This window comes from Nonomuraea diastatica, assembly GCF_004349015.1.
GTDB lineage: Bacteria > Actinomycetota > Actinomycetes > Streptosporangiales > Streptosporangiaceae > Nonomuraea > Nonomuraea diastatica.
Genome location: NZ_SMKP01000155.1, coordinates 1 through 26,366, shown reverse-complemented (window position 1 = coordinate 26,366; position 26,366 = coordinate 1). Strand labels below are relative to the sequence as shown.

Annotated in this window: 22 protein-coding genes; 8 read left to right on the top strand and 14 right to left on the bottom strand. The window is 72.5% G+C overall.

Annotated elements, in window-relative coordinates:
* Nucleotides 1–409: 409 nt before the first annotated feature.
* The gene (locus E1294_RS38610; RefSeq protein ID WP_246083605.1) at nt 410–1,543 is read right to left on the bottom strand and encodes an acetate/propionate family kinase; all 1,134 of its coding nucleotides are present in this window, start codon (nt 1,541–1,543) and stop codon (nt 410–412) included.
* A 121-nt stretch (nt 1,544–1,664) separates the two neighbouring features.
* On the opposite strand from E1294_RS38610, the gene E1294_RS38605 reads away from it, so the two are divergent.
* The 4 genes from E1294_RS38605 to E1294_RS38590 are packed head-to-tail and all read left to right on the top strand — an operon-like array spanning nt 1,665 to nt 5,708.
* Complete coding sequence (locus E1294_RS38605) at nt 1,665–2,153, top strand: (2Fe-2S)-binding protein (protein ID WP_132515931.1); 489 nt, start codon at nt 1,665–1,667, stop codon at nt 2,151–2,153.
* The gene (locus E1294_RS38600) at nt 2,150–3,121 is read left to right on the top strand and encodes an FAD binding domain-containing protein (RefSeq protein ID WP_132515930.1); all 972 of its coding nucleotides are present in this window, start codon (nt 2,150–2,152) and stop codon (nt 3,119–3,121) included. The genes E1294_RS38605 and E1294_RS38600 overlap by 4 nt, the downstream gene beginning before the upstream one ends.
* Entirely contained in the window at nt 3,118–5,148 is a 2,031-nt protein-coding gene (locus E1294_RS38595) for a xanthine dehydrogenase family protein molybdopterin-binding subunit (protein WP_132515929.1), read from the top strand. The genes E1294_RS38600 and E1294_RS38595 overlap by 4 nt, the downstream gene beginning before the upstream one ends.
* A 53-nt stretch (nt 5,149–5,201) precedes the next feature.
* Entirely contained in the window at nt 5,202–5,708 is a 507-nt protein-coding gene (locus E1294_RS38590; protein ID WP_132515928.1) for a DUF6328 family protein, read from the top strand.
* Here E1294_RS38590 and mnhG read toward each other — a convergent pair.
* The 7 genes from mnhG to E1294_RS38555 form a co-directional block, all read right to left on the bottom strand.
* On the bottom strand, nt 5,648–5,974 hold the full coding sequence (gene mnhG, locus E1294_RS38585) for a monovalent cation/H(+) antiporter subunit G (RefSeq protein ID WP_132515927.1): 327 nt from the start codon (nt 5,972–5,974) through the stop codon (nt 5,648–5,650). The genes E1294_RS38590 and mnhG overlap by 61 nt on opposite strands.
* Nucleotides 5,971–6,231, bottom strand: a complete 261-nt coding sequence (locus tag E1294_RS38580) for a monovalent cation/H+ antiporter complex subunit F (RefSeq protein WP_132515926.1) — start codon at nt 6,229–6,231, stop codon at nt 5,971–5,973. The genes mnhG and E1294_RS38580 overlap by 4 nt, the downstream gene beginning before the upstream one ends.
* Nucleotides 6,228–6,767 carry a Na+/H+ antiporter subunit E gene (locus E1294_RS38575; RefSeq protein WP_132515925.1) on the bottom strand — a complete coding sequence of 180 codons (540 nt, stop codon included), beginning with the start codon at nt 6,765–6,767 and terminating at the stop codon, nt 6,228–6,230. Before E1294_RS38575 ends, E1294_RS38580 begins: the two co-directional genes overlap by 4 nt.
* Nucleotides 6,764–8,332 (bottom strand): Na+/H+ antiporter subunit D, encoded by a 1,569-nt coding sequence (locus E1294_RS38570; RefSeq protein WP_246083604.1) that lies wholly within the window; start codon nt 8,330–8,332, stop codon nt 6,764–6,766. The genes E1294_RS38575 and E1294_RS38570 overlap by 4 nt, the downstream gene beginning before the upstream one ends.
* Before the next feature lie 34 nt (nt 8,333–8,366).
* Nucleotides 8,367–9,185, bottom strand: coding sequence for a Na(+)/H(+) antiporter subunit C (locus tag E1294_RS38565; protein ID WP_132515924.1), 819 nt, complete (start codon nt 9,183–9,185; stop codon nt 8,367–8,369).
* Nucleotides 9,182–11,944: a Na+/H+ antiporter subunit A gene (locus tag E1294_RS38560; protein WP_132515923.1), complete on the bottom strand. Its 2,763-nt coding sequence runs from the start codon at nt 11,942–11,944 to the stop codon at nt 9,182–9,184. The genes E1294_RS38565 and E1294_RS38560 overlap by 4 nt, the downstream gene beginning before the upstream one ends.
* Before the next feature lie 148 nt (nt 11,945–12,092).
* Nucleotides 12,093–12,512: an SRPBCC family protein gene (locus E1294_RS38555; protein ID WP_132515922.1), complete on the bottom strand. Its 420-nt coding sequence runs from the start codon at nt 12,510–12,512 to the stop codon at nt 12,093–12,095.
* A gap of 135 nt (nt 12,513–12,647) precedes the next feature.
* Here E1294_RS38555 and E1294_RS38550 point away from each other — a divergent pair, with 135 nt between their 5' ends.
* The 4 genes from E1294_RS38550 (at nt 12,648) to E1294_RS38535 (ending at nt 20,206) form a co-directional block, all read left to right on the top strand.
* Nucleotides 12,648–14,246: a TIGR02677 family protein gene (locus E1294_RS38550; RefSeq protein ID WP_220448167.1), complete on the top strand. Its 1,599-nt coding sequence runs from the start codon at nt 12,648–12,650 to the stop codon at nt 14,244–14,246.
* Nucleotides 14,243–15,466, top strand: a complete 1,224-nt coding sequence (locus E1294_RS38545; protein ID WP_132515921.1) for a TIGR02678 family protein — start codon at nt 14,243–14,245, stop codon at nt 15,464–15,466. Before E1294_RS38550 ends, E1294_RS38545 begins: the two co-directional genes overlap by 4 nt.
* On the top strand, nt 15,463–19,572 hold the full coding sequence (locus tag E1294_RS38540; protein ID WP_132515920.1) for a TIGR02680 family protein: 4,110 nt from the start codon (nt 15,463–15,465) through the stop codon (nt 19,570–19,572). The genes E1294_RS38545 and E1294_RS38540 overlap by 4 nt, the downstream gene beginning before the upstream one ends.
* Before the next feature lie 217 nt (nt 19,573–19,789).
* Entirely contained in the window at nt 19,790–20,206 is a 417-nt protein-coding gene (locus E1294_RS38535) for an ATP-binding protein (protein ID WP_132515919.1), read from the top strand.
* A 235-nt stretch (nt 20,207–20,441) separates the two neighbouring features.
* Here the strand turns inward: E1294_RS38535 and E1294_RS38530 are convergent, their stop codons facing one another.
* The 6 genes from E1294_RS38530 to E1294_RS38505 form a co-directional block, all read right to left on the bottom strand.
* The gene (locus tag E1294_RS38530; protein WP_132515918.1) at nt 20,442–20,831 is read right to left on the bottom strand and encodes a hypothetical protein; all 390 of its coding nucleotides are present in this window, start codon (nt 20,829–20,831) and stop codon (nt 20,442–20,444) included.
* 181 nt (nt 20,832–21,012) lie between these two features.
* Nucleotides 21,013–21,978 carry a helix-turn-helix transcriptional regulator gene (locus E1294_RS38525; protein ID WP_132515917.1) on the bottom strand — a complete coding sequence of 322 codons (966 nt, stop codon included), beginning with the start codon at nt 21,976–21,978 and terminating at the stop codon, nt 21,013–21,015.
* Nucleotides 21,979–22,290: 312 nt separating this feature from the next.
* A complete protein-coding gene (locus tag E1294_RS38520) occupies nt 22,291–23,316 on the bottom strand; it encodes a LacI family DNA-binding transcriptional regulator (protein WP_220448166.1) in 1,026 nt (341 codons plus the stop codon).
* Nucleotides 23,317–23,367: 51 nt separating this feature from the next.
* Nucleotides 23,368–24,180: an ATP-binding cassette domain-containing protein gene (locus tag E1294_RS38515; RefSeq protein WP_132515915.1), complete on the bottom strand. Its 813-nt coding sequence runs from the start codon at nt 24,178–24,180 to the stop codon at nt 23,368–23,370.
* Nucleotides 24,177–25,139: an ABC transporter permease gene (locus E1294_RS38510; RefSeq protein ID WP_132515914.1), complete on the bottom strand. Its 963-nt coding sequence runs from the start codon at nt 25,137–25,139 to the stop codon at nt 24,177–24,179. The genes E1294_RS38515 and E1294_RS38510 overlap by 4 nt, the downstream gene beginning before the upstream one ends.
* Before the next feature lie 11 nt (nt 25,140–25,150).
* The gene (locus E1294_RS38505) at nt 25,151–26,134 is read right to left on the bottom strand and encodes a sugar ABC transporter substrate-binding protein (protein ID WP_132515913.1); all 984 of its coding nucleotides are present in this window, start codon (nt 26,132–26,134) and stop codon (nt 25,151–25,153) included.
* Between the last annotated feature and the right edge of the window lie 232 nt (nt 26,135–26,366).

The window sequence follows — 26,366 nt, the reverse complement described above, 5'->3', positions numbered from 1 at the left end:
GTGTATGCGTCCTCGCGGACGTAGACGAGCTGCTCGACCGACGCCTCCACAGCAGGGATCCAATCACCCGACACCGACAATCGTCCAAATCGCGGCCCGGGGGGCACAGGGTCCGCAACCCGTCCCCGGCGCTGTTCGGTCCCCAGGGCACCCCGGCGCCCCCCGGCAGGACTCCACATCTCTTCACGATGAGCACGCACCCGACCTCACCCACGCGGCCAGTCAGCAGGTGGTGCCGGGCCGAAGGTGCGGCCCGAGGTGGTGTGTCGAGGTTGCGGCCCGAGGTAGTGGGGTTGCGGGTCCCGGTCAGCCGCGGCGCCGGCCGTGGATCTCGCCGTCGCCCTCGCGGGCCTGGCCGGTGGCGGTGCGGGCCGGCGGCGGCGCGGCCGGTGGGCCTCGCCGCGCTCCGTCATGGGTCCGCGACCGCGAGGACGTCCAGGCACTCGCGCGCGAGCTGCAGCTCCTCGCGTACCTGGACCACCAGGACGGGTACGGCGGCGCCGGGCGCGCTGACCGGCCCGTCGTCGTGGCGGTTGCCGCGTACGGGAGGCAGCACGCCGAGCAGGCCGAGGCGGCCGCAGACGGCTTCACGCACCTCGGGCTGGTCCCAGCCGATCTCCCCGGTGAACACGAGCGCGTCGATCCGCCGGAGCGAGGTGGCCGCGGCGGCGATCTCCCTGCTCACCCGGTGGCCGAACACGCGCAGCGCCAGCGCGGCCGCGTCGTTGCCGTCACGCTCGGCCGCGACGAGGTCCCGCGTGTCGCCGGACAGGCCGTCGGACAGGCCGAGCAGCCCCGACCGCCGCTCCAGCCCTTCGCCGAGCTCCGCCACCGACAGGTGGCCCTCCGACAGCAGCCATACCAGCATCCCCGGGTCCACGCTGCCCGAGCGCTTGCTCATGGGCAGTCCGTCGAGCGGCGTGAACCCCATCGAGGTGTCGAGGCTGCGCCCGCCCGACACCGCGCACACCGAGCAGCCACCGCCCAGATGCGCCAGCACCAGATCCAGCTCCGTGAGCGGCCTGCCGAGCAGGTCGGCCACCCGGTCGGCGGCCCAGGCGTACGACAGGCCGTGGAAGCCGTACCGGCGCAGGCCGTGCCGCCTGCGCCATTCGGACGGCAGCGGGTAGGCCGCCGCCGCGTCGGGCAGGCCGGCGTGGAAGGCGGTGTCGGGGCAGAGCACGTGCGGCACGGCGGGCAGCTGCTCGCGGGCCGCGTCCAGCAGGGCCAGCGCGGGCGGCAGGTGCAGCGGCGCCAGGGCAGTGACGCCGCGCAACGCGGAGACCGTCTCGTCGTCGGCGACGCTCGGCGCGCGGACGACGTCGCCGCCGTGCACCAGCCGGTGCGCCACGGCCCGGACGTCGCGGTCGAAGTGGCCGCCGAGGAACGCCGACAGCTCCTCCCGCGCGGCGCCCGGGTCGGCGGCGCGCCCGGTGTGCGCGCTGTCGAGCACGCTGCCGCCCTGGACGAGATCGAAACGCAGGCTCGACGAGCCGGCGTTCACGGTCAGGATCGCCGCGGAGTCCGTCGTCTGTTCGTCCATGGCCCGCCCCATGACCGCCGCGCTACCCGGCAGCGTTCCCGCAAAACTGGGCCAATCAAGGCTCCGTCTGGATTTGGCGTCCTTAGGATTGTTTGGTGAGGGCGTCGGGTAGTCGTGCGCCATGGACATCACCCTGAAGGTGAACGGCACACCGCACGCGGTCGACGTCGACCCGCGGATGTCGCTGCTCGATCTGCTGCGCGAGCGGCTGGGGCTGATCGGCGCCAAGAAGGGCTGCGACCACGGGCAGTGCGGCGCGTGCACCGTTCTCATCGACGGGCGGCGGGCCAACGCGTGCCTCGCGCTGGCGGTCGCCGTGGACGGTTCCGAGGTCACCACCGTCGAAGGACTGGCCGAGGGGGACGACCTGCATCCGCTGCAGGCGGCCTTCATCGAACACGACGCGTTCCAGTGCGGCTACTGCACGCCGGGGCAGCTCTGCTCGGCCGTGGCCATGCTGGGTGAGCCGGGGCCGAGCGCCGTCACCGGCGATCTCGCGCTCGATCCCGAGCTGACGCCCGAGGAGATCAGGGAACGGATGAGCGGCAACCTGTGCAGGTGCGGCGCCTACGTCAACATCGTCAAGGCGATCGCCGAGGCCGCCCTGTGAAGCGCTTCGAGTACGCCCGCGCCGGCAGCCCGTCCGACGCCGTGCGCCGGTTCCGGCCCGGCACCATGTACCTGGGCGGCGGCACCAACCTGGTCGACCTCATGCGGCTGGGTGTGGCCGAGCCCGACCTGCTGGTGGACGTCAGCCGGCTGCCGCTCGACGTGATCGAGCCGGTCGGCGACCGGCTCCGCGTGGGAGCGGCCGTGCGCAACACCGATCTCGCCGCCGACCCGCTGGTGCGCACCCACTACCCGATGCTCGCGCGGGCGGTGCTGGCCGGGGCGTCCGGGCAGGTGCGCAACATGGCGACCGTGGCCGGCAACCTGCTGCAACGCACCCGCTGCGCCTACTTCCAGGACGTGAGCAGGCCCTGCAACAAGCGCCGCCCAGGCTCCGGCTGCCCGGCCATCGAAGGCGACCACGGCAACCTGGCCGTGCTCGGCGCCTCCGGCGCCTGCGTGGCCACCCACCCGTCGGACATGGCGGTCGCGCTGGCCGCGCTGGACGCCGAGGTGCACGTCACCGGCCCGGGAGGTGACCGGATCATCCCGATGCCCGGGCTGCACCGGCTGCCGGGCGAAGAGCCGGAACGCGACACGGTGCTGGAGCCCGGCGACCTGATCACCGCCGTGGAACTGCCCGCGTCCCCGCCGGGGGCCTCCGCGTACCGGAAGGTGCGCGAGCGGGCGTCGTTCGCGTTCGCGCTCGTGTCCATCGCCGCGTCGCTCGACGTCGGCTCCGACGGTGTCGTGAGCGACTGCCGCATCGCGCTCGGCAGCGTGGCCCACGTCCCGTGGCGGGCCGAGCGCGCCGAGCGGCTGCTGATCGGCGGGCCCGCCACCGGCGCGGCGTTCCTGGAAGCCGCGGAGGCCGAGCTCGACCAGGCCCGCCCGCTGCCGCGCAACGCCTACAAACTGCCGCTGGCCAGAAATCTGATCGTCGCGACCCTCGAGGAGCTGGCACCGTGAACCGCGTCGAGGGCCGCGTCAAGGTCACCGGGCTGGCCACGTACGCGGCCGAATATCCGGTCGAAGCCGTCGCCTACGCCTACCCCGTGCAGTCGCTGGTCGCCAAGGGCCGCATCGCCGGCGTCCACGACGCCGCGGCCCGCGAGATGCCCGGCGTGCTGGCCGTGCTGTCCTGCGAGGATCCGCCCCGGCTGGCCGAGGACGCCGATGCCGAACTGGCGCTCTTCCAGAGCCGCGACGTCGCCTACCGCGGCCAGATCGTCGCCGCCGTCGTCGCCGGCACCTACGAGAACGCCCGCGCCGCCGCCGCGGCCGTGCGCGTCGAGTACGACCCGGACGACCACGACGTCGCCCTGCGCTCCGGCCATCCCGGCTTCTACCGGCCGGACGTCGTCAATCCCGACTACCCGGCCGACACCGTGAAGGGCGACGTCGAGGCCGGCCTCGACGTCGCCGCCGCGAGCGTCGACGTGACCTATTCGACCCCTGTCCTGCACAACAACCCGATGGAGCCGCACGCCGCCCTGGCCGTGTGGGACCCCGAGGGCAGGTTGCTGGTCTACGACAGCACGCAGGGCACGTCCCCCGACCGCGACACCATCGCGCGGACGTTGGGCCTGCCGCGGGAGGACGTGCGCGTGGTGTCCAGGCACGTCGGCGGCGGGTTCGGGTCGAAGGGCTCCACCAGGCCGCACGCCGTGCTCGCCGCCCTGGCGGCCAGGGCCGCGGGCCGCCCGGTCAAGGTCGCGCTGACCCGGCACCAGATGTTCGACGTCACGGGCTACCGCACGCCGACGATCCAGCGGCTGCGGCTCGGCGCGGACGCCGGCGGCCGGCTCACGGCGGTGGAGCACGTGGCGTACGAGCAGAGCTCGACGCTGATCGAGTTCGCCGAGCAGACCGCGACCCCGGCCCGCGTCATGTACGCCACGCCCGCACTGCGCACCGCGCACCGCCTGGTCCGGCTGGACGTGGCCACCCCGTCGTGGATGCGCGCGCCGGGGGAGTGCCCCGGCATGTACGCGCTCGAGTCCGCCATGGACGAACTCGCCTGCGCCCTCGGCATGGACCCCGTCGAGCTGCGCGTCGTCAACGACGCCGACGCCGAGCCGGAGGGCGGGCTGCCGTTCAGCTCCCGCAACCTCGTGATGTGCCTGCGCGAGGGCGCCCGCCGCTTCGGCTGGCGGCACCGCGACCCGGAGCCCGGCGTCAGGCGCGAGGGGGAGTGGCTGGTCGGCACCGGCGTGGCCGCCTCCACCTACCCGGCCAGGCGCCGCCCGGCCAGCGCCTTCGCCTTCGTGCGCGACGGTGACTACGTCATCCAGGTGGCCGCCGCCGACATCGGCACCGGCGCCCGTACAGCGCTCGTCAGGATCGCCGCGGACGCGCTGGGCGTTCCACCCGGTCAGGTGCACGTCGAGCTCGGCGACAGCGACCTGCCGGAGGCCCCCGTCGCCGGCGGCTCCATGGGCACCGCCTCGTGGGGGTCGGCCGTCGTACGCGCCTGTGAGGAGCTCAAGCGTGGCGACGGCAAGGAGGGCCGCGCCGACACCACCGGCGAGGTCGGGAACGACGCGCGGCTGGCCAGGCACGCCTTCGGCGCGCAGTTCGCCGAGGTCCGGGTCAGCTCCGTGACCGGCGAGATCCGCGTGCCGCGCCTGCTCGGCGTCTTCGCCGCCGGGCGCATCGTGGACCCCGAGCTGGCCAGGTCGCAGTTCATCGGCGGGATGACGATGGGCCTGGGGATGGCGCTGATGGAGGAGACGCTCACCGACGAGGAGTTCGGCGGGTTCCTGCGCCGGGACCTGGCGCAGTATCACGTGCCCGCCTGCGCCGACGTGCCGCACGTCGAGGCGGTCTGGCTGGACGAGCAGGACGGCGAGCTGAACCCGATGGGCAGCAAGGGCATCGGCGAGATCGGCATCGTCGGCACGGCCGCGGCCATCGGCAACGCCGTGCACCACGCGACCGGCCATCGCCTGCGTGACCTGCCCATGACACCGGTCAAGATTCTGTCAAGGTTTTAGCCTCCGTGCCGGAGGAAGGAGGGGAGCCGCAGAGCACGGGCGGGAGGGTGCCGGTGAAAGAGGAATCGCACGGGGATCGGGCGGATCGGAATTTCGTCGAGCTCCTGCAGGGAGCCCGCGTGGCGGTGACCGGGGTGCAGGTGTTGTTCGCGTTCCTGCTGACGGTGCCGTTCTCGCCCGGGTTCACCCGGATCGACAGGGCCGACCAGTGGCTGTACTACGCGGCGCTGGTCAGCGCTGCCCTCGCGTCCATCTGGTACATCGCGCCGACCGCGCAGCACCGCGTGCTGTTCCGGCAGGGGCGCAAGGAGACGCTGGTACGCCGCTCCAACCGTTACGGCCTGGCCGGCGCGCTCGCCCTGGCCGTGTCGATGACCACGGCGACGATGTTCGTGATCGACCACCTGTTCGACGCCGCGCTGGCCGGGGTCACCGCGGGCGTGCTGGCCCTGCTGGCGTTGTGGACCTGGTTCGGCCAGCCGGCGCTGACCAGGTCGGATCAGCCGCCGGACGGCGTCGCCGAGCCGTCGTCGGGCGGCGCCGACGACCCCCGGGCATAGGACGCTCTGGCCACCATGTAGGCCGCGACCGACACGGTGATCACCTGGGAGATCCCGGCCAGCAGCAGCGGACCCGCGGTCGCCCAGGTGGGCCGGTGCAGCCACATGGCGAGCAGCACCAGCAGCACGCCCAGCACCTGCGGTTTCGTGCCGGCGTGCATACGATCCAGCGTGGTCCGGAACCGTACGAGGCCGATGCCGGCCGCCAGCGCCAGCACCGACCCCAGCAGCAGGCAGGCCGCCGCCGCCACGTCGAGGGCGCTCATCGCGACCTCCCCGAGAAGAAGCGGGCCAGTGACACGGAGCCGACGAACCCCAGCAGCGACAACACCAGCAGGATCGGCAGGTCCGAATAGTCGTCCCTGACCACCGCGAACGCCCCCGCGCCGCACATCGCCATGGCCGTCAGCGCGTCCAGGGCCACGGCCCGGTCGAGCATCGAGGGCCCGCGCCCCAGCCGGAAGAGCGTGGCGGCCGCCCCGCAGCTGAGCAGGCCGATCGCCACCAGATACACCGCCGTCATCGCAGTTCCTCTCTGTCGGCGCTGGTGCCGAAGGCCTCCACGATGCGCCTCTCCAGCGCGGTGATGTCCGCCCGCACGGCCTCGGTGACCTCGCCCGGGCGCCCCAGCACGTGCACCGCCAGCTCGTGTTCCTCGGGGTAGAGCTCCGCCACCAGGCTGCCGGGCACGGAGGTGATGGCGACCATGGTGAGCACGACCATGGACTCCGACGACGTGCGCAGCCGCACGCGTACGAGCTGCGTCGGCGGCGGGCCCGGGTGGACCGCCCAGAACACCACCCGCAGGGTCGAGACCACCATCTCCGAGGCGAACCAGAGCAGGAACCGAACCAGGCCGGCCGGGTTGACCCTGATGCCGGGGTCCACGGCGGGCAGCGGCAGCAGCCAGGTCACCACGAGCCCGGCGGCCAGCCCGCCCAGCAGGTTGCCGGCGCTGACGTCTCCCCACAACGCCGTCCACACCAGCGTCAGCCAGGCGACCAGCGGCAGCGGCACCCGCCTGCCGAACACCCGCGGCGCCAGCACGTTCAGGTTCACCGTTGCCTCCCCAGGACCGCCGTGATGTACGGCTCGCGCGCCATCAGCTCGCTCGCCGCCCGCTCGGCCAGCGCCGACAGCGGTCCGGCCAGCACCGTGAACGACAGCCCGAGCACCACCAGCGCCGTCACCGACACGGCCAGCGCCGCCGGCAGCGCCGTCGTGGTCACCGTCGGGTCCTCGCCGGTGTCCTCCTCGCTTTCCACGACCGTGCCCACCCGCTCGGCGCGCACGCCGCTCCAGAACGCTCTGCTCCAGGCCTTCGCGACGGAGTACAGCGTGAGCAGGCTCGTGACCAGGCCCGCGGCCACCAGTGTGACCGGCAGCCAGCCGCCCGCCGCCAGCCCGGCCTGCACCAGCAGCAGCTTGCCCAGGAAACCCGACATGGGCGGGATGCCCGACAGGTTCATGGCGGGCACGAAGAACAGCACCGCGATCAGCGGCGTGGCCTTCATCAGGCCGCCGAGCCCGGTCACCGACGTGGTGCCGGTGCGCCGCTCGACCATCCCCGCCACCAGGAACAGGCTCGTCTGCACGGTGATGTGGTGCACCACGTAGAAGATCGCGCCCGCCATCCCGGCCCGCGTGGACAACGCCACCCCGAACACCATGTAGCCGATGTGGCTGACCAGCGTGAACGAGAGCATGCGCTTCAGGTCGGTCTGCGCGACCGCGCCCAGCACGCCCACCAGCATGGTGGCCAGCGCCAGCCACATCAGCAGCGTCGACACCGGACCGCCGGGGAACAGCAGCGCCTCCAGCCTGATGATCGAGTAGACGCCGACCTTGGTGAGCAGACCGGCGAACACGGCCGTGGCCGGAGCCGGCGCGGTCGGGTAGGAGTCGGGCAGCCACGCCGACATGGGGAAGATCGCGGCCTTGATCGCGAACGCCAGCAGCAGTGTCAGCTCCACCAGCAGCTTCACCTGCTCGGGCAGCTGGGGAAAACGCTCGGCGAGCTGCGCCAGCGCCAGCGTCCCCGTCGCCCCGTAGGTGACGGCCAGCGCCACCAGGAACAACATGGACGAGACCAGGGCCATCAGCGTGTACGTCGCACCGGCCCGGATCCTGGCCTCGGTGCCGCCGAACGTGAGCAGCACGTACGAACCGCTCAGCAGCAGCTCGAACGCCACGAACAGGTTGAACAGGTCGCCGGACAGGAACGCGTCCGCCACCCCGGCCACCATCACCAGGAAGGCCGGATGGAAGATCGCCATGGGAGCGTCGTGCTCCTGCTGGTCGTAGGCGTTGGCGACCGAGTACACCATCACGCAGAACGTCACCGCCGACGAGACCACCAGCACCAGCGTCGAGAGGCGGTCGGCGACCAGGCAGATGCCGATCGGGGACGGCCACCCGCCCAGGTGGGTGACCAGCGGGCCGTGCGACTCGGCCGCCACCAGCAACACCACGGACACGGCGAGCGACAGGCCGAGGGTGACGAGGCTGATGACCGACTGCAGATGCCGCAGCCGCCCGCCGATGGCCAGCTTCACCCCGGCGGCCAGCAGCGGCAGCAGCACCGGCACGCAGATGAGGCTTTCCACGGGCAGGGACGGCTCCACGCTCAGCCCCTTTCCGCGTCGGGGAGGTGGTCCATCAGCCGTCCCCCTCCAGGTCAGGGTCCTGCGCGAGGGCCTGGCGCTCGCGCTCCTCCCTGATGGCCGCCCGCATCTGCCTGCGCGCCTCCCGCTGCCGCACCCGCAGCTTCCTGCGCAGTTCCTTCTCCTCGGCCGCCTGGGCCCCCCGCCGGCGGGCGTGCTCGTCGCGCAACTCCTCGATGCGCGCGAGGTTGTCGCCCGCCCGCGCCTCCTCCCGCAGCCCGACCTCCTCGAAGCGCCGGTGCAGCTCCTCCTCCGACAGTCCCTGCTCCCGGCCCTGGCGCATCCACTCCTCGAGCTCGTCGTACACCCGGGCCAGGCGCTGCTCCAGGTCGGCCTCCTGCAGCCGCTCCCGCTCGGCCTGCTCGGCCTGCAAGTTCGCCAGTTCGGCCCGCTGCCGCACGAGCAGCCGGCGGTAGTCGTCCACCCTGCGGCGCACCGCGTCGCCCAGCTCGCCGCGCCGCGAGCGCAGCCGCACGCGCCGGTCCTCGGTGTCGTCCTGCACCTCGTCGGTCCCGGTCAGCTGCCACGTCCGGTGCACCAAGGCCAGCAGGAAAGCCGTCATGCCCATGGTGATCACGATGGCGGTGAGCACCATCGCCTGGGGCAGCGGATCGGCCATCCTGGCGGGCGGCGTGACCCCCAGGATGGGCGAGCCGCCGGCGCTGCTCCCCGCCGTGAGGATCAGCAGGTTCACGCCGTTGCCGAGGACGACGACGCCGGCGAGCGCGCGTACCAGGCTCCGCTCCAGCAGCAGCGTCACGCCCGTCGTGATCATCATGAAGCAGGCCAGGAACGGCACCAGGGAGACGGTCACGAGCCCTCCCCTGCGTCGATCTGGCGGTCCATCTCGGCGCCCAGGCCGCGCAGCACGTCCTGCACCATGCCGATCACCGACAGGTACACGCCGAGGTCGAACAGCAGCCCGGTGGACAGGTGCACGTGCCCGGCGAGCGGCACGCTCACGTCCGTGGCCAGCATGTCCAGCGCCGCCGAGCCGAACAGCAGCCCGAACAGCGCCGTGCCCGCCGACAACGTCAGCCCGACGCCCATCAGCACGCCCGCGTGCACCGGCACCGCCGCGGCCAGCTCGTTCCGCCCGCCGGCCAGGTAGCGCACGGCGATCGCCAGCCCGGCCACGATGCCGCCGGCGAACCCGCCGCCGACCCTGCTGTGCCCGACGAACAGCAGGAACAGCGAGAGCAGCAGCACCGTGTGGAACGTCAGCCTCGCCACCACGTCGAACGCCAGCACCCGCTGCCCGCGCGGAAGCGTGGAGGCCAGCCAGTGCGGCTCCGCCGGCGGGTGCTCCGCCTCCTTCGGCTCGATCCGGTACGACCTGCGCCGCAGGAACACGAGGCTCGTCAGGCCCAGAGTCAGCACGATGAGCACCGTGCTCTCGCCCAGGGTGTCCCAGGCGCGGATGTCGACGAGCAGCGCGGTGACGATGTTGCGCGAGCCCGCCTCCTCCGCCGGCATCGCCATGTGCGCGCCGACCGGCACGACGTCGCGCGCGCTGCTCGCCAGCATGCCCGCGCCCGTGAGCACCACCCCCACGGCCAGCCCGAGCCCGATCCTGGCCGGGAACGGCAGCCGCCCCCTGCCCGGGTCGATCGGCAGCCGCCGCAGCACCAGGGCGAAGACCACCAGCAGCAGCGTCTCGGCCAGGAACTGGGTGAGCGCCAGGTCCGGCGAGCCGTGCGCGAGGAACAGCAGCGCGGTCCCGTACCCCAGGACGCCGACGACGACGGCGAGGAAGATGGAGGCGCGGGCGAGCAGCGCCAGCACGGCCGCCGCCGCGATCAGCACGGTGATGACGGGCTGCTCCGGCCGCTGCCAGGCGACGACCGGCACGTCCAGGCGCGGCGCACCTCCGTAGGCGACGGAGAACACGCCGACGCCGACCGCGGCCAGCATGGTGAGCATCAGGTAGTCGGGCACCGAGCCGCGCTGCACGAGGCCGGTCAGCTGGATGGCGAAGCGGTCGAGCCCGCTCACGATGATCCAGAAGACCTGGCTGGAGTCCGGCACGGGCAGCACCGCCCCCGCCCTGGCCACCGGCTCCCTGGCCACGAACAGCAGCACGCCGGCCGCCAGCGCCGCGGCCGACAGCAGCAGCGGCAGGCCGAACCCGCTCCACACCACGAGGTGGGTCTCGTGGCCGGGGTCGCGGAAGGACTCCGTGTAGGCCGACATCGCGCCCGCGTACCAGGAGGCCGCCGGCGCCAGCGCCAATCCCAGCACCGACAGCAGCGCGGTGGGCACGAACATGGCCGCGGGCACGCGGTGCACCGGCCGCGCCGCCACCCCCGGCTTGGCGGCGAACGCCCCCCACAGGAAGCGCAGCGTGTACGCCGCCGTCAGCGCCGACCCCGCCACCACGCCCGCCAGCAGGAAAGGCGCGTCCAGCAGCGACTCCAGCGCCGCCTCCTTGGCGGCGAACCCCGCCAACGGCGGCAGGCCCGCCATCGACGCCCCCGCGAGCACGGCCGCCGCGCACACCCAGGGCATCGCCCGGCCCACCCCGCTGAGCTCGCCCGTCTCGCGGCTGCCCGCCGCGTGGTCGACGATGCCCACCACGAGGAACAGGGCCGCCTTGAACAGCGCGTGCGCCACCAGCATGGCGGCCCCGGCCAGCGCGGTCGCCCGTGTTCCCGCGCCGAAGAGCGCCACGAGGAAGCCGAGCTGGCTGACCGTGCCGTAGGCCAGCAGCCGCTTGAGATCCGTCTCGCGCAGCGCCCGCCAGCCACCGAGCACCATCGTGACCAGCCCGAGCGGCACGGCCACCGCCCGCCACAGCGCCACGTCGCCGAACGCCGGGCCGAGCCTGGCCACCAGGTACACGCCGGCCTTCACCATGGCCGCCGCGTGCAGGTACGCCGACACGGGCGTGGGCGCGGCCATCGCGGCGGGCAACCACGTGCTGAACGGGAAGATCGCGGACTTGGCCAGCGCCCCCGTCAGCACCAGCACCAGCGCAACCGGTGCGATCGCCGGGGGATCGGCCGCGATCGCCGACACCCGGTACGTGCCCGCCGCCTGCCCGGTCAGCACGAACCCCGCCAGCATGCACAACCCGCCGAACGTGGTGATCGCCAGCGCCTTCATCGCCGCCTGCCTGCTCACCCGGCTCTCCGGCTCGTAGCCGATCAGCAGGTACGAGAAGACGGTGGTCAGCTCCCAGAACACGTACAGCAGGAGCAGGTTGTCGGCCGTCACCAGCCCCAGCATCGACCCGGCGAAGGCCACCATCACGCCGCCGTAGCGGCCGAGCCCGTCGTCGTCCGCCGGCAGGTACGCGGCGCTGTAGCCCAGCACCAGCACGCCGATGCCCGTCACCAGCGCCATCATCACCACGGCCAGCGGGTCGGCGCGGAAGTCCAGCTCCATCTGCATCACCGGCGCCCACGCGGTGGCCTCCCGCACGGGCAGCCCCCGCACCGCCACCCAGAGCGTGTAGACGAAGGCGGCGGCCGGCGGCACGGCCAGCACGGCGAAGGAGGCGCGTCCCATGCGGGCGGCCAGCCAGGGAGCGCAGACCGCTGCCACCGCGTGGAGGATCAGCAGCAGCTCCATGGGCTCCTCGGGCGGGAAAGTCCGGTTACGTCCGCCCAATCTCTCCCGCCGTGCCCTCGCCGCCGCGCAGGCACGGCTGGGGTTGACCCGAACCTCACCACTCCCACACCCGGGGGTGGGACGGAGCTGTCAGCGCCGTGGCGCGCGCTCAGCCGGCGTCGTCGACGCGCCGGCGCACTTCGTCGGCCAGCTGGCCGAGCGATCGGTCGAGCAGCTCGCACATCTCGTCGGCGTGGGCCCCCGAGGCGGGTTCGTTGAGCAGCGAGATGTGCACGGTCACCTCACTCGTGCCGCTCGCCGCGTCGGAGACCTGCAGCCACCCGGCGTAGCCGGGATGGTCGCGCCCGCCCCACTCCACGCGCAGCTGCTCGTCCGAGGCCCGGAACAGCCCTTCGTGCGGGCCCGTGCCGGGCACCAGATCGCCGCCCGCCTCCACGGTGCCGGGGCCGCTGCCGGTCACCGTCAGGCCCTGCGGCAGCCACCTGTCCATGATCTCCACGTCGGACGCGACGCCGAACACGATCATGCTGTCGGCCGGCATGCCGCGCGTCGCCTCGAACTCCGCCATCACAACTCCCCGGTCAATGCTCCCGCCGTACCCGTGTGATGTGCGGGCAAACAGCCGCCGGTCCGCCGGGTCCTGCCGCTACCTTTGCTGTCGGCGCGAGCCGTGCGGGTGTGTCGCGGGGAGGGGAGCGGGGCGATGACGGAGTTGCCACAGGTGCCGCCGGAGATGTTCCGGTTCACCACCACCGAGCGGGCCGACCTGCACACCGCCGTCCTCTGCGCCTTCGGCGAGGCCGGCGAGCGGTTCGAGACGGCGCTGACGTCGGAAGAGGTCCACGAGCGGCTGCGATCGGTCGGATGGTACGCCCCGGTCGCCGACCACGAACTGTCCGGCACGCTCAAGCAGCTGGCCGGCTGGGGACTGCTCGACGTGATCTTCAACCACGCCGGCGGCTTCGCCACCGCCGAGGAGTACGAGCGCAAGAACCTGCACTATGCGCTGACCGCACACGGGGAGGCGGCGCTCGCCGGGGTGCAGCACGCGATGGCGATGCTGGACTCGGCAGGCGCGTTGCAGGCCGCGGTGCTCGACGCCATCGCCGAGCGGCTGGAGGAGCTGGAGGTCCTGCTGCGCGACCCCGATCCGGGGCGCGACCGGCGCATCTTCACCGGCCTTCAGGAGCTGGAGGGGCATCTCGACGCGCTGCGCGCCAACACCAGGCGGTTCAACAGCGAGCTGCAGCGGCTGCTGCGCCTCGAAGGCACCGATCTCGCCACGTTCCACGAGGTCAAGTCCGCCGTGGTGGCCTATCTGCAGGAGTTCGCGACCAACCTGGAGCAGCGTGGTGAGGCCATCGCCGCCGCCCTGGAAAGGGTCGAGGAGCACGGCGTCGGCGTGCTGCACGCGCGGGCGCTCGACGGCGCCGACCTGCCGAGGGCACCCGGCGCCGACCACGCCACCCCGTGGCTGGCGGCGCGGGCGGCCAGGTGGGAAGGGCTGCGGTCGTGGTTCGCCGACGGCACCCGCACCGACCACCGCACCGACCACTGGGCCGGCGAGCGTGTCGTGCCGCGGGTGCGGCAGTTGCACAACGTGGCCAGGCGGGCGATCGTGGCGCTGTTGCAGGTGCTCGACCGGATCACCGACTCCCGCCGCCGCTCCTCCAGCGCCGCCGCCGACTTCCGTACGCTGGCCCGCTGGTTCGCCACCGCGCCCGCCGAGCACGACGCGCACCGGCTGTGGGACGCGGCGTTCGGGCTCGGCTCCGCCCGGCACGCGCACCTCGGGCACCCCGACGCCGAGCTGATCCCCTCCGGGGTTCCCTGGTCGGAGGCCGAGCCGGTGGAGGTGTCGGCGCTGCTGCGCTCGCGCGGGCGCACCGAGCGGATGGGCCGCACCGGCAGGGTCCGCGACGTGGCCGAGCTGCGGGCCGGGCGCCGGTCGCGGGCCGAGAAGGAGCGCGCCGAACTGGAGGCCGCATGGGCGGCGCTGGCCACCACAGGGGCGATGCGGCTGTCGCAGCTGGGGGTGCTCGACCACGAGGCGTTCGGGCGGCTGCTCGACCTGCTCGGCCGGGCCCTCGCCGAACGCCCCGACGCGACCGGCCGCCGGCGGGCCGTCACCTCCGACGGGCGCGTCGAGATCGTGCTCAGGGCGCCCGGAGACGGAGCCGTCGCGGTGCTGCGTACCTCCGAAGGGTGGTTCCGCGGTCCCGACTACCTCATCGACGTACACGCGCCCGGCGACTCCCGCGCCGGCGCGCCCGCCGCCGCCGAGCACCGGGCGGGTGCATGAGCAGCCTCGCCAACCAGCTCGTCAGGGCCGAGAAGGAGGAGATCGCGCGGGCGATCAGGACACTGCTCGGCCGGCCGCTCGTGTCCCGGCGGAGCGACCCCGCCGCCTTCGACCTGATCAGGAAACGCCGCCGGCCGCTCATCCAGTGGTTCGACTACTTCTGCGGCTGGCGGCTGGTCGTGGAGCCGCGCGAGGGCTACGCCCGCCTGGTCAAGGTCAGGACCGAGCCGAGCGCCACCCGGCCCGCCCGCCGCCGCCGCGCCTCCAGGGCGCCCTTCGACCGCCGCCGCTACACCCTGTTCTGCCTGTGCGCGGCCGAGCTGCTCACCTCGCCGGTCATCACGATCGGCATGCTCGCCCAGCGCGTCGTGCAGGCGGCCGCCGTCGAGGCGGACGTGCCCGTGTTCGACCCGGTCAAGTCCGCCGAGCGGGTCGCCCTCGTCGACGCGCTCAAGCTGCTCGAACACCATGGCGCGATCACCGTCATGGACGGCGCGACCGACTCCTACCTCGACGACGAGGGCGCCAAGGTGCTCTACAGGGTCGACACCACCCGCGTGATCAGGCTGCTCGCCGCGCCCGTGCCGCCGTCGAGGATCGCCGCCGGCGCCGCCGGGGAGGCGGGCTCCGGCACGCTCGGCGAGCTCACGGCGGCGCTCAGCGCCGAGTCCCGCTACGGCGCCGACGAGCCGACCGAGACCCAGCGCAACCTCAGGGCCCGACACTCGCTCGTCCGCCGGCTGCTCGACGAGCCCGTCGTCTACCGCGCCGACCTGACCTCCGCCGAGTCCGGCTACGCCGCCTCGCTCACCGGTCGCCGGATCCTGCGCCGCGCCGCCGAGGAAGCCGGCTTCGTGCTCGAAGAGCGCGCCGAGGGGTTCCTGCTCATCGACCCCGACGGCACCGCCACCGACACCCGGTTCCCCGACGACGGCAGCCACGCCAAGGTGGCCGCCCTGCTGCTGCTCGACCTGCTCGTCTCGGCCGGGCCCATCACCGCCCGGCGGCTCCACGCCGAGGCGGGCGGGCTGCTGCGCCGCTTCCCGCAGTGGGCGAAGGCGTACCAGTCCGACGGTGGCGGGGCGCGGCTGGCCGCCGACGCGCTGGAGGTGCTCACGATGTTCGGGCTGGCCCGCCGCACGGGTGACCGGGTCGCCGCTCTGCCCGCCGCGGCCCGCTACCGGGTCGATCGCGGCACGGCCGTCCAGGAGGATGCATGACAGTCACCGAGCTCACGCCGTCGCGCACCGCGCAGGTCGTGGAGGAGCGCTGGGTTCCCGTACGCGCGGGGATCCTGAACGTGTGGCGCTACTACGACGAGGTGTTCGAGTTCCACCGGGGCCGGCTGCTGCTGCGCGGGCCCAACGGCAGCGGCAAGTCCAAGGTCCTGGAGCTGCTGCTGCCGTACCTGCTCGACGCCAGCCTCAAGCCGAGCAGGCTGTCGACGTTCGGCGGCACCGAACGCACCATGCACTGGAACCTCATGGGCGACGGCACCGCCGGCGCCACCCGGGTCGGCTACGTGTGGATCGAGTTCCGGCACTCCGGCGGCCGCTGGTTCACCTGCGGCGCCCGGCTCCAGGCCACCGTCCACACCAAGAACGTCACCGCCGCCTACTTCACGACCGAGTCCCGCGTCGGCACGCCCGACGGCATCCGGCTCAGCGGCGAGAGCGGCCAGCCGCTGACCAAGGCCCAGCTCGCCGAGGAGCTCGGCACGTCGGGCACGGTGCACGAGTCCGCCGACTCCTACCGCACCGTCGTGCGCCGAACGCTCTACCGGGGGCTCAGCGAGCAGCGCTACGACTCGCTGCTCACCGCGCTGCGCCAGCTCCGCACCCCCAAGCTGTCCGAACGCCTCGACCCCGGGCTGCTGTCGGAGCTGCTGTCCAGCGCGCTGCCGCCGCTCGGCGAGGGCGAGATCCACGAGATCGCGGAGGGCTTCGAGCGGCTCGACCGGCAGCGCGAGGAGCTGCGGCTGCTCGACCGCGACGTGGAGGAGGCCGACCGGCTGGCCGCCCGGCAGCGCGGGTACGCCCAGCGCATCCTGCGGGCCGCCGCCGCGGCCGTGACGTCCGCCGGTCACACGCTGGACGCGCTGGCCTCCGAGGTCCGGGCCAAGCGGGAGGCGCTCAAGGAGGCCGAGGGCGAGCTGGACGCCGCCACCGTGCGGCTGGCGGAGGAGGAGTCGCAGGAGCTGGCGCTGGCCGCCCAGATCGAGGGGCTCAAGGAGAGCGAGGCCTACCAGGCCGCCGGCGAGCTGCACCGGCTGCGTACGGAGGCGCAGGCCGCGCACGAGACGGCGGCCCGGCTGCGTGACCAGGCCGGTGCGGCGGCCCGCGCCTCCTCCGCCAAGGAGGAGCTGGCCGTCCTGGCCCAGGACGGCGCCCGCACGGCCGCCGCGCTGGCCGACCGCGCCAGGGGCGAGGCCCGCAGGGCGGCCGAACGCGCCGGCCTGCTCGGCGTCCACGAGGAGAGCGCACGCGCCGTCGCCCACGACGCCCGCGCAGAGCTCAGGGACGGGCCTGACGGCGAGGCGGCCGGTGCTCCGCCGGGCGGGCCGGACGGCGAGGAGGACGTGCGCAGGGCACGGGAGCTGCTGCGCGCCGCCGTGTCCAGCCGGGCCGCCCAGATCAGGGAGGTGAGGGCGGGGGCCGCGGAACACCACGAGGCGATCGACCGCCGCGCCACCGCCGAGCAGGACCGCGACGGCGCCAGGGACGACCTCTCCGCCGCCAGGGCCGCCCACGACCAGGCCGAGCGCCTGCGCGACGAGCGGGCCCGCGACCTGACCACGGCTCTGGCCGAGTGGGCCGGCGGCTGCACCCAGCTCCAGCTCGACCCCGGCGAGGCGGCCGACCTGGCCGACCGGTTCGAGCAGGCGGACGAGCTGGTCGGCGCCGCCCGCACCGCCGCGGCCGTCCGCTACGCCGCCCGGGAGCAGCACCTGACAGGGCTGCGCGACCGGCTGGTCGCCGAGCGGGCCGGCCTGACCAAGGAGCGCGAACGCCTCAACGACCAGACCGTCCTGGAGCCGCCCGCCTTGCCCACCCGCACCGCGAGCCGGCAGGGCCGCCCTGGCGCGCCGCTGTGGCGGGCCGTGGCGTTCAGGTCGGGCCTCGACCCGGTCGCCCAGGCGGGCGTGGAGGCCGCGCTCGAAGCGGCCGGCCTGCTCGACCTGTGGCTGCTGCCCGACGGCGGGTTCGACGCGGGCGAGCACGACGCCTTCGCCGTGGCCTCGCTGGCCAGGCCCGCGCCCGGCTACAGCCTCGCCCACGTGTTGTTCACGGAGGCGGACTCGCCGGTGCCCGCCGACACCGTGCTGTCCGGCATCGCGTTCGCGCCCAGCGCGATCGGCGTCGACCATCCGGCGGTCATCGGCGCCGACGGCACCTGGCGGCTCGGCCTCGCGGCGGGCCGCTGGGTCAAGCCCGAGCCCTCCCACATCGGCGCCACCGCCCGCGAGCGGGCCAGGCGCCGACGCATCGCCGAGCTGGACGACCGGCTCGGCGAGCTCGCGGGCACGATCGCCGAGTGCGACCACCTGCTCGCCGTGGTCGAGGGCGACCGCGACACGCTCGCCGCCGAGCTGCGGCGCAGGCCCGACAGGACACCGTACGCCGAGGCGGTCCAGGAGCTCGACGGCGCGGTACGAGGCGTCGCGTTGCTCGAAGACCGGCTCCACGCCTGCGAGCAGCGCCTGCACGAGCGGGAGCGGGACGTCGCCAGGTCGCTGCGGCGGCTCACCGAGCTGGCCGCGAGCCACGCGCTGCCCACGGGCGCGCCAGCGCTCGACAACCTGGAAGAGGCCCTGCGCGCCGCGGAGACGACCGGCACCGTCTGGCACGACCGGCGCGCCGCCGCCCGTGCCGCCAGGGAACGCGCCGGGCACGCGTGCGAGACCGCCCGCGAATACCAGGCTCTGGCCGTGGCGGCCGTCGAACGCGCCGAGGAGGCCGCGGCCGCCGCCGTCGTCCTGGCGGAGAAGCTGGCCGCCGTCGAGTCCGCGGTCGGCGCCGAGCACCATCGGGTCCTCGGGCAACTCCAGGAGACCCAGACCGCCTACCAGGCCTGCCGCCGGCTCATCAAGTCGATCAACGAGAGCCTGGCCCAGCTCAACGCCAGGCTCGGCCGGCTCAGAGGAGAGCTCGGCACGGCGGAGGAGAAGCACGCCGAGGCCGGGAGGACGCGCGACGAGGTGTCCGAAAGGTTCCGGCGGCTGGCGGCCGGGCATCTGCCGGCGGACGCGCGGGTGACGGCCGAGCCGCCCGCGGGCGCCGGGGCCAGGGCGGTGCTGGAGTCGGCCAGGGCCGTCGCCGAGCAGTTGGCGTCCGTGCCGTACGAGCAGAAGAACGTCAGGGAGGCCGAGGCGCGCCTGCAGGACGCCTTCCACCACGCCAGGGAGGTCCTCGCCGACCGGGCCGGCCTGGAGCTGGCGCCCGACGACGACGTGCAGATGCTGACCGCCACCGTCGGCGGCGTGCGGGCGGGGGCCGCGGCTCTCAGCGCGGCCCTGCGCAAGGAGCGCGATGAGCGGCGCTCCGGCATCACCGAGGCGGAGCGCGACCTGTTCGACCGGACGCTGGCCGGCGACACGCGCCGGCACCTGGCCGACCGCATCAGGCAGGCGAGTGCGCTGGTCGAGGGCATGAACCAGCGCCTCGAACGTGTCCGCACCGCCTCGCGGGTGGCCGTGCGGCTGGTGTGGCAGGTCGATCCCGCCCAGTCACCCGGCACCCGCGCCGCCCGCGACCTGCTGCTGCGCGATCCCGCCGGCCTGAGCGAGGCCGACAAGGAGGCCCTCTACGTCTTCTTCAGGGACCGCGTGGAGGAGGCGCGGGCCGACAACTCGTCGGCGAGCTGGGAGGACCAGCTCATGAAGGTGCTCGACTACACCTCCTGGCACCGCTTCGTGGTCAGGCTCCAGCGGGGCGACGGGCAGGGTGAAAGGCAGGGCGACGGGCAGGGCTGGCAGGATCTGACCAGGAAGCTGCACGGGGCGTTGTCCGGCGGGGAGAAGGCCATCGCACTGCACCTGCCGCTGTTCGCCGCCGTGGCCGCGCACTACCAGACCGACCCGGGGTGCCCGCGCTTCATCCTGCTCGACGAGGTGTTCGTGGGGGTCGACAGGACCAACCGGGGGCAGGTGTTCGACCTGCTGGTCGACCTGGGGCTGGACCTGGTGCTGACGTCCGACCACGAGTGGTGCGAATATCGGGAGCTGGACGGGATCGCGATCCATCAGCTCATCACGGGAGACGGCGACGACGCGGTGACCACGGCCCGGTTCGTCTGGAACGGCTACCGTACGGTGCCCGCCGGATGACCGCCGGCGCCCTCGCCGAGGGTGCTGGACGCGCAGGAACCCGTCACCTGGACCATGGCGGCGTTGAAGGGATGCATCCCGCTCCGTAACTGTCCGTGCCCGGAATGAGATTCGGAACGGGACACGGATTGGCAACAATGTGTGCCGTCACGGATTCCCATAAGTGCGGAAGGGGCTTACCGTAGGATGGGAGCGCTCCCAAAATCCGAGAGATGTGATGCGTATGCCCCTCCGCCACGGGTCCCCGCCCGCGACGCCGATCCGGACGGCGGAGCACCTGTTGCCCTCGGTGCCGGCCGGCGTCGGCGAGGCACGCGCCCTGGTCCGCGCGGACCTGGCCGCATGGGGCCACGACGACCTGATCGACGACTGCCTCATCATCGTCAGCGAACTCGTCACCAACGCCGTCCTGTACGGCGGGTCGGCGTATGCGCTCCGCCTGGAGGACCGCGACGGCCGCATCTACGGTGAGGTGTTCGACCCCGGCGACGGCGTGCCGCGTCCGCGTTCGCCAGGGCCCGACGCGCCGTCGGGCCGGGGTCTGTGGATCGTCGCGGCGATCGCCGACGACTGGGGAGTGCGGGCGGCCGACGGCGGCAAGATCGTGTGGTTCTCGGTCGCCTGTCCCGCATGAGTGGGCCGTAGCGGCTGGCCCTCCCATCCAGGTGGGTGGCCGGGAATAGGGCTTTGCTTTGGGAGGCGCGGCTTCAGGCCGGCTCCCAGGTGGTGGCGTTGGTGTTCGGACATCTGGGCTCCCCGTTCGCCACGCCGGCGCCGTTCAAGCAGCTGGGCGATCGCTTCCGGCGCCCGGTGGCCGGCTTCGCCGACAAATTGTCGAGAAAAGCGAGACCAGGTTATCTAGTAGTTATCTAGAACTTCGAACATTTGAATTGAGCTGTCGAAAGATCCTCGGAATTGGTGCCCTTGTTGGAATGCCAGTAGACTTTGAAGTACGTATTGCATTTATGTCGCCAAGTGAATTTGGTGAGCTCTCCCACCTTGACATACCTCGGCTTGGAGTACTTGTACTTGTAATTTGACTTTCCCGTACGAATGCTGAAGATTCCCGCACCGTCCTGTCCGGACACCGGATAGTATTTGACCTTCAGCCGGTCGCCATCGCGCGTACCGCACAAGGTTCCCACGACGTTCGTGGTGCACAACCACTTGAGCGACGCTTCCGCCCGGGCCGGCAGAGCGATCAGCGGCACCGCCACGACGCCCGCCGCAAGGGCGGCCGCGAGCCTTACGTGAACCATCAGGTGTTCCTCACTCTCTCCGTTTCCATGGAAGGATATGTAGGTGCGGAGGTCGAGGTCATCGGCTCGTAATGCACAGTTCTTAGCGTTCGGTCCACACTTTCCGGCGCTTGCGGTTGCGGCACTCCGGGTGCGATCAGTCACCCCGGTGGGCGAAGTCGCGCGGCGCCGTACGCGGGGTTCAGATCCAGCCGCGCCGGGTCGCCTCCATCGCCACCTGGAAGCGGGTCCTCGCCCCCAGCCGCCGCATCAGCTTCGTGATGTGCCGCTGCACCGTGCGCTCGCTCCATCCCAGCGCCCGGCTGGCCGCGCGGTCCGTCGCGCCCGACGCCAGGAGGGTGAGCAGCCGTTCCTCGTCGTCCGACAGCTCCCCGCCGCGCGCCGTCATCCGGACGGGCACGCTGCGCTCCCACAGCGCCTCGAACAGCGCCACCAGGGCGTCCAGCAACGGTGACGGGTGGATCAGGTACGACGCCGTGACCGCGTCGTCGCCGGCCCGCAGTAGCGGGATGATGGCCAGCCGGTCGTCGGAGATGGCCAGCTTCATCGGCAGGTCGGCGGCGATCCTGGCCTGTTCCCCGTGTTGCATCCCGGCCGTCACGTCCTCCAGCCAGCCGGGCAGATCCAGCACGCTGGTGTCGTAGATGACGCGATATTTCACACCACGCCGGAGCAGGTTGAGCTCGATCGGGTTCGACTCGGTGTGCTCCTGCGGAGCGGCGTACGGTGGCCGGTCGAACCCGCGCATCTGCGCCCGCGCGTCCTGCTGCATCTGCACCCACCGGTGGTTGACCTCGTCGCGGCCCGAGACCACCTCGATCAGCTCGCCGGGGTGGGCGAAGCGGGTGCTGGCACGGTAGACGTCCATCAGCGACCTGATGTGCGCGCGCACGCCGTCCAGCTCGCGTTCGCGCTCGCGCAGGATGGCCTCCACGCTGCTGTCGGGCGAGACCGCGACGTAGCGGGTGGGCCGGCCGACCGAGCGGGTGGCCAGTCCGAGCTCCACCAGTGACTGCAGGACGCGCCGCGCGGCCGTTGCGGGCAGGTGGCAGTCGCCGACGATCTCGGTCACCGTCGCCTGCGTCCGGCGGACCAGGGCGTCGTACACCTCCTCGTCCTGAGGGCCGAGTCCGATGGCCTCGAGCACGCCGCTCCTCCTCGGTTGAGTGTCGGGATCACGTCATATGACGGGAACTCGCCGCAAACCGATCTTGTCAGGAAATGTCGGTAGATGTCACCGTTCCAGGTGCACCATCGGCCCCCGCGGCCACAGCACCGAAGGAGCGTCATGCCGCCATCCCCCCGCCCTCGGGCCACTGTCGGGGCAGTTCACGGTCCGGCGCTGAGGCCGGCGAGCCGCTGCGCCCCAGCAGGGCGAAGCGGCTCGCCCATCCAGGCGTCCCCACATCCTCCCGAGACCGGCCGGTCACCGGAGCCGGTCGGTCACCATGCCCGCCGGTCAGGGGCCGGTCGGTCGCGGGGCTGGAGAGAGCTCGCCGGAGCCGCGGACGACCAGCCGGGTGGGCACCAGTTGCCTGCGCGCCTTGGAGCGGTCGCCGTCCAGCCGCGACAACACCAGCTCCGCCGCCGCGGCCCCCATCCCCGCCGGATCCTGGGCCACCACCGTCAGCGGCGGGTCGAGGACCTCGGCCAGCGGCAGGTCGTCGAACCCGACGAGTGCGACGTCGGTGCGCCGCGCCCGGGCCAGCGCCACCACCGTGCCCATCGACGCGAGGTTGTTGGCCGCGAACAACGCCGTCGGGGGGTCGCTCAGTGCCAGCAACCGCATGGTGGCCTGGGCCGCGGCGTCCTGGTCGTGCCCGGTCTCCACCAGAGAGCGGTCGAACGGAAGCCCCGCCCGGTCGAGCGCGTCGCGGTAGCCCTGGAAACGTTCGCGGCGGGTGTAGAGAGAGGCGGGCAGGTCGCCCACGAAGCCGATGCGGCGGTGGCCGTACGCGATCAGATGGGCGACGCCGGCCCGCGAGCCCTCCCGGTTGGCGCTGACCACGCTGTCGGCGGTCAGGCCCACCGCCGGGCGGTCGAGGAAGACGATCGGCAGCCCGGCCACCCGTTCGCCGCGCAGATGGCGGTGCTCGCTGGTGGCCGACGGGACGATCATGAGGGCGCTCACCCTGCGGGCCAGGAACGTCGCGATCAGCGACTGCTCCAGGGCGGCCGTCTCGCTCGACGAGCCGACGATGAGCGTCAGCCCGCGGGCCCTGATGGCGCTCTCGACGCCGCCCGCGACCGTGCCGAAGAACGGGTTGCCCATCTCGGGGATGATCAGGCCGATCGCGGCGTCACGCGCGCCCACCCGCATGTTGCGGGCCATCAGGTTGGGCTGGTAGCCCAGCTTCCTGACGGCCGCCATGACGCGCTCACGGGTCTCGACGGCGACCGGGCCGTCGTCGTTGAGCACCCGCGAGACGGTCTTGGCGGTGACGCCGACCTCGCGCGCCACATCTGTCATCGTCGGACGCCGCATCCCGGCCATCCTAGTGGCCCGTCACAGCAGCCGGCGAAGTACGGGGGCGCTTCACGACAGGCCGATCGCCTCCGCCGCATCCTTGTCCGTCACGACGGACTTGCCCTCCGACAGCTGGATGGCGCCCGTCATGATGGCGACCACCTCGGCCATGCTGTGGTCGCCTGGAACGATCTCGGCGACCCTGCGGCCCAGGCGCTGGATGTGGACACGGTCGGCGATCTCGAACACGTGCGGCATGTTGTGGCTGATCAGCACCACCGGCGTGCCCCGGTCGCGGACCTGCCTGATCAGGTCGAGCACCTGGCCGGACTCCTTGACCCCGAGCGCCGCCGTGGGCTCGTCCATCACCACGACGTCCGTGGCCCACGCCACAGCCCTGGCCACGGCAACGCCCTGCCGCTGCCCGCCCGACAGCGACTCGACCGGCTGGGTGAGCGAGCGCAGCCCGATCTTGAGCTCGGCCATGTGCCTGGCCGACTCCTCGCGCATACGTTTCTTGTCGAGCATCCGGAAGACCCGGCCGAGGATGCCCGGTTTCCGCAGTTCCCTGCCCAGGAACATGTTCGTCGCGATGTCCAGTGAGGCCGCGACCGCGAGGTCCTGGTAGACGGTCTCGATGCCGTGCCTGCGGGCGTCGAGCGGGTCACGGAGCCGCACCGGCTTCCCGTCGAGCAGGATCTCGCCGGAATCCGGCTGCAGCGCGCCCGTCAGCGCCTTGATCAGGCTCGTCTTGCCGGCGCCGTTGTCGCCGATGACCGCGAGCACCTCGCCGGGCATCAGGTCGAAGTCGGCGCCGTCGAGCGCGGTCACGTGGCCGTACTTCTTGACCAGGCCGCGCGCCTGGAGCACGGGTGTGGTCATCGGGTCCTCCTGCGGGAGAGCTGGTCGACGGCGACCGCGAGGATCACCAGGATGCCCGTGATGAGCGTCTGATAGATCGACGGTACGCCCATCAGCTGCAGGCCGTTCCTGAACACCCCCACGATGAGGGCTCCGATCAGGGTGCCCAGCACCATGCCCCGGCCGCCGAACAGGCTGGTACCGCCGAGCACAACCGCCGTGATGCTGTCGAGGTTGTCGGTCTGCCCGGCCTGCGGGTCGCCCACCCCGGTACGGGAGACGAGCAGCAGGGCCGCGACGCCGTACACGAGTCCGGCCAGCGTGTAGACGCCCACGGTCAGCCGCTGCGTCCTGATGCCGGTCAGCCTGGCCACCTCGGGGTTGTTGCCCAGCGCGTACACGTGCCGGCCCCACGCGGTCGAGCCCAGCAGGTACGCGAACAGCAGGAACAGCAGGATCGTCAGCAGCGAGCCGTAGGTGACGTTCGTCTGACCGACCTGGAACGTCTGCCCGAGGAACGTCAGCAGCGGCGGCAGGTCCGTGACGGTCTGCTCGCCGGAGTAGATGTGGGTGAGCGCGAACGCCACGTTCAGCATGCCGAGCGTCACGATGAACGGCGGCAGCGAGATCCGCGTCACCAGCAGCCCGTTGACCAGCCCGAACCCGGCGCAGACCGCGAGCCCGGCGGCGACCGCGAGGAGCGCGGGCAGGCCGCTCTCCACCGCCAGCTTCGTCATCACGATGCCGCCGAACGCCATGATCGCGCCGTTGGCCAGGTCGATGCCCGCCGTGAGGATGATGAGGGTCTGCCCGATGGCCAGCGTGCCGACCACCATGACCTGCTGGATGATCAGCGAGAAGTTCGTCCCGGTGAAGAACTGGTCGGTGTTCAGGCCGAAGTACAGGCAGGCCAGCAGGAGCGCGGCGAGCGGGCCCGCGACGGGGGTGCTGATCAGGCGGCGCGACAGCGACGCTTCCATCACGGCCACGATCAGCCCCAGCAGTTCGCCAGGCCGAAGGCGGTGTCCTTGGCCTCGACGCCGTCGGCTGCCTTGTCGGTGATCAGGGTGACGCCGGTGTCGGTGTAGCCGGAGGGCTTCTGGCCGCCCTTGGCGTACGAGGCCACCGCCTTGACGCCGTCCTCGGCCATCTTGAGCGGGTACTGCTGGCTGGTCGCGGCGATCTGCCCCGACTGCACGGCCTTGACGCCGGTGCAGCCGCCGTCCACCGAGACGATGAGCACCTCCTTCTCGCGGCCCTTGGCCTTCAACGCCGTGTACGCGCCCAGCGCGGCGGGCTCGTTGATGGTGTAGACGAGGTTGATGTCGGGGGCCTTCTGCAGGCAGTTCTCCATCGCGGTCTGGCCCTTGGCCTGGTCGCCCCTGGTGTCCTGGGAGCAGACGACGGACGGGTCGCCCTCCTGGATGCCGAATCCCTTCAGGAAACCGTCGTGCCTCAGCCTGCCGACCGTGATGCCGGGGGCGAGGTCCAGGGTGGCGATCTTGGCGGGTTTGCCGGCCATGGCGGCTTTGGCGTACTGGCCGATCAGCTCGCCCGCCTTGAGGTTGTCGGTGGCGAACAGCGCGTCGGTGGCCTCCTGCGGCTCCGTGGGGGTGTCGAGGGCGATGACGAGCACGCCCGCGTCGCGCGCCTTCTTGATCGCCGGGATGATGGCCTTGGTGTCGCTCGGGGTGATGAGGATGCCCTTCACGCCGGCGGCGACCATGTTCTCGACGGCGGTAATCTGGGCGGCGTTGTCGCCGTCGAACTTGCCCGCCGCGCTCATCAGCTCCATGCCGCTGGCCTGGGCCGCCTTCTGCGCGCCCTCCTTCATCTTGACGAAGAACGGGTTGGTCTCGGTCTTGGTGATCAGTCCTACCTTGGGGGTGGCGGAGTCGCTTCCCCCGCCGCTGCCGCCGCAGCCGGTGACGAGAAGCGCGGTGACCAGGAGGCCGGCCGATAGCTTTGCATTCATGGCGCTGTCCTATCAGGGGGGATCCGATGTCATCGTTGACATATGTCAACGTTGACATCTGCCGTGCTGCGATGATGGACTCCGATCCGAGAAACGTCAATGCCCTGCTGCCGTAACGAATCGGCAACATGCCAGAAAGGCAGGCCCGATGATCGCTGTCCTGGGCGAGTGCGTCGCCGACAGCTTCACCACGCGCCACCCGGCCGCGCCCAACGGGCCCGCCCCCACCACG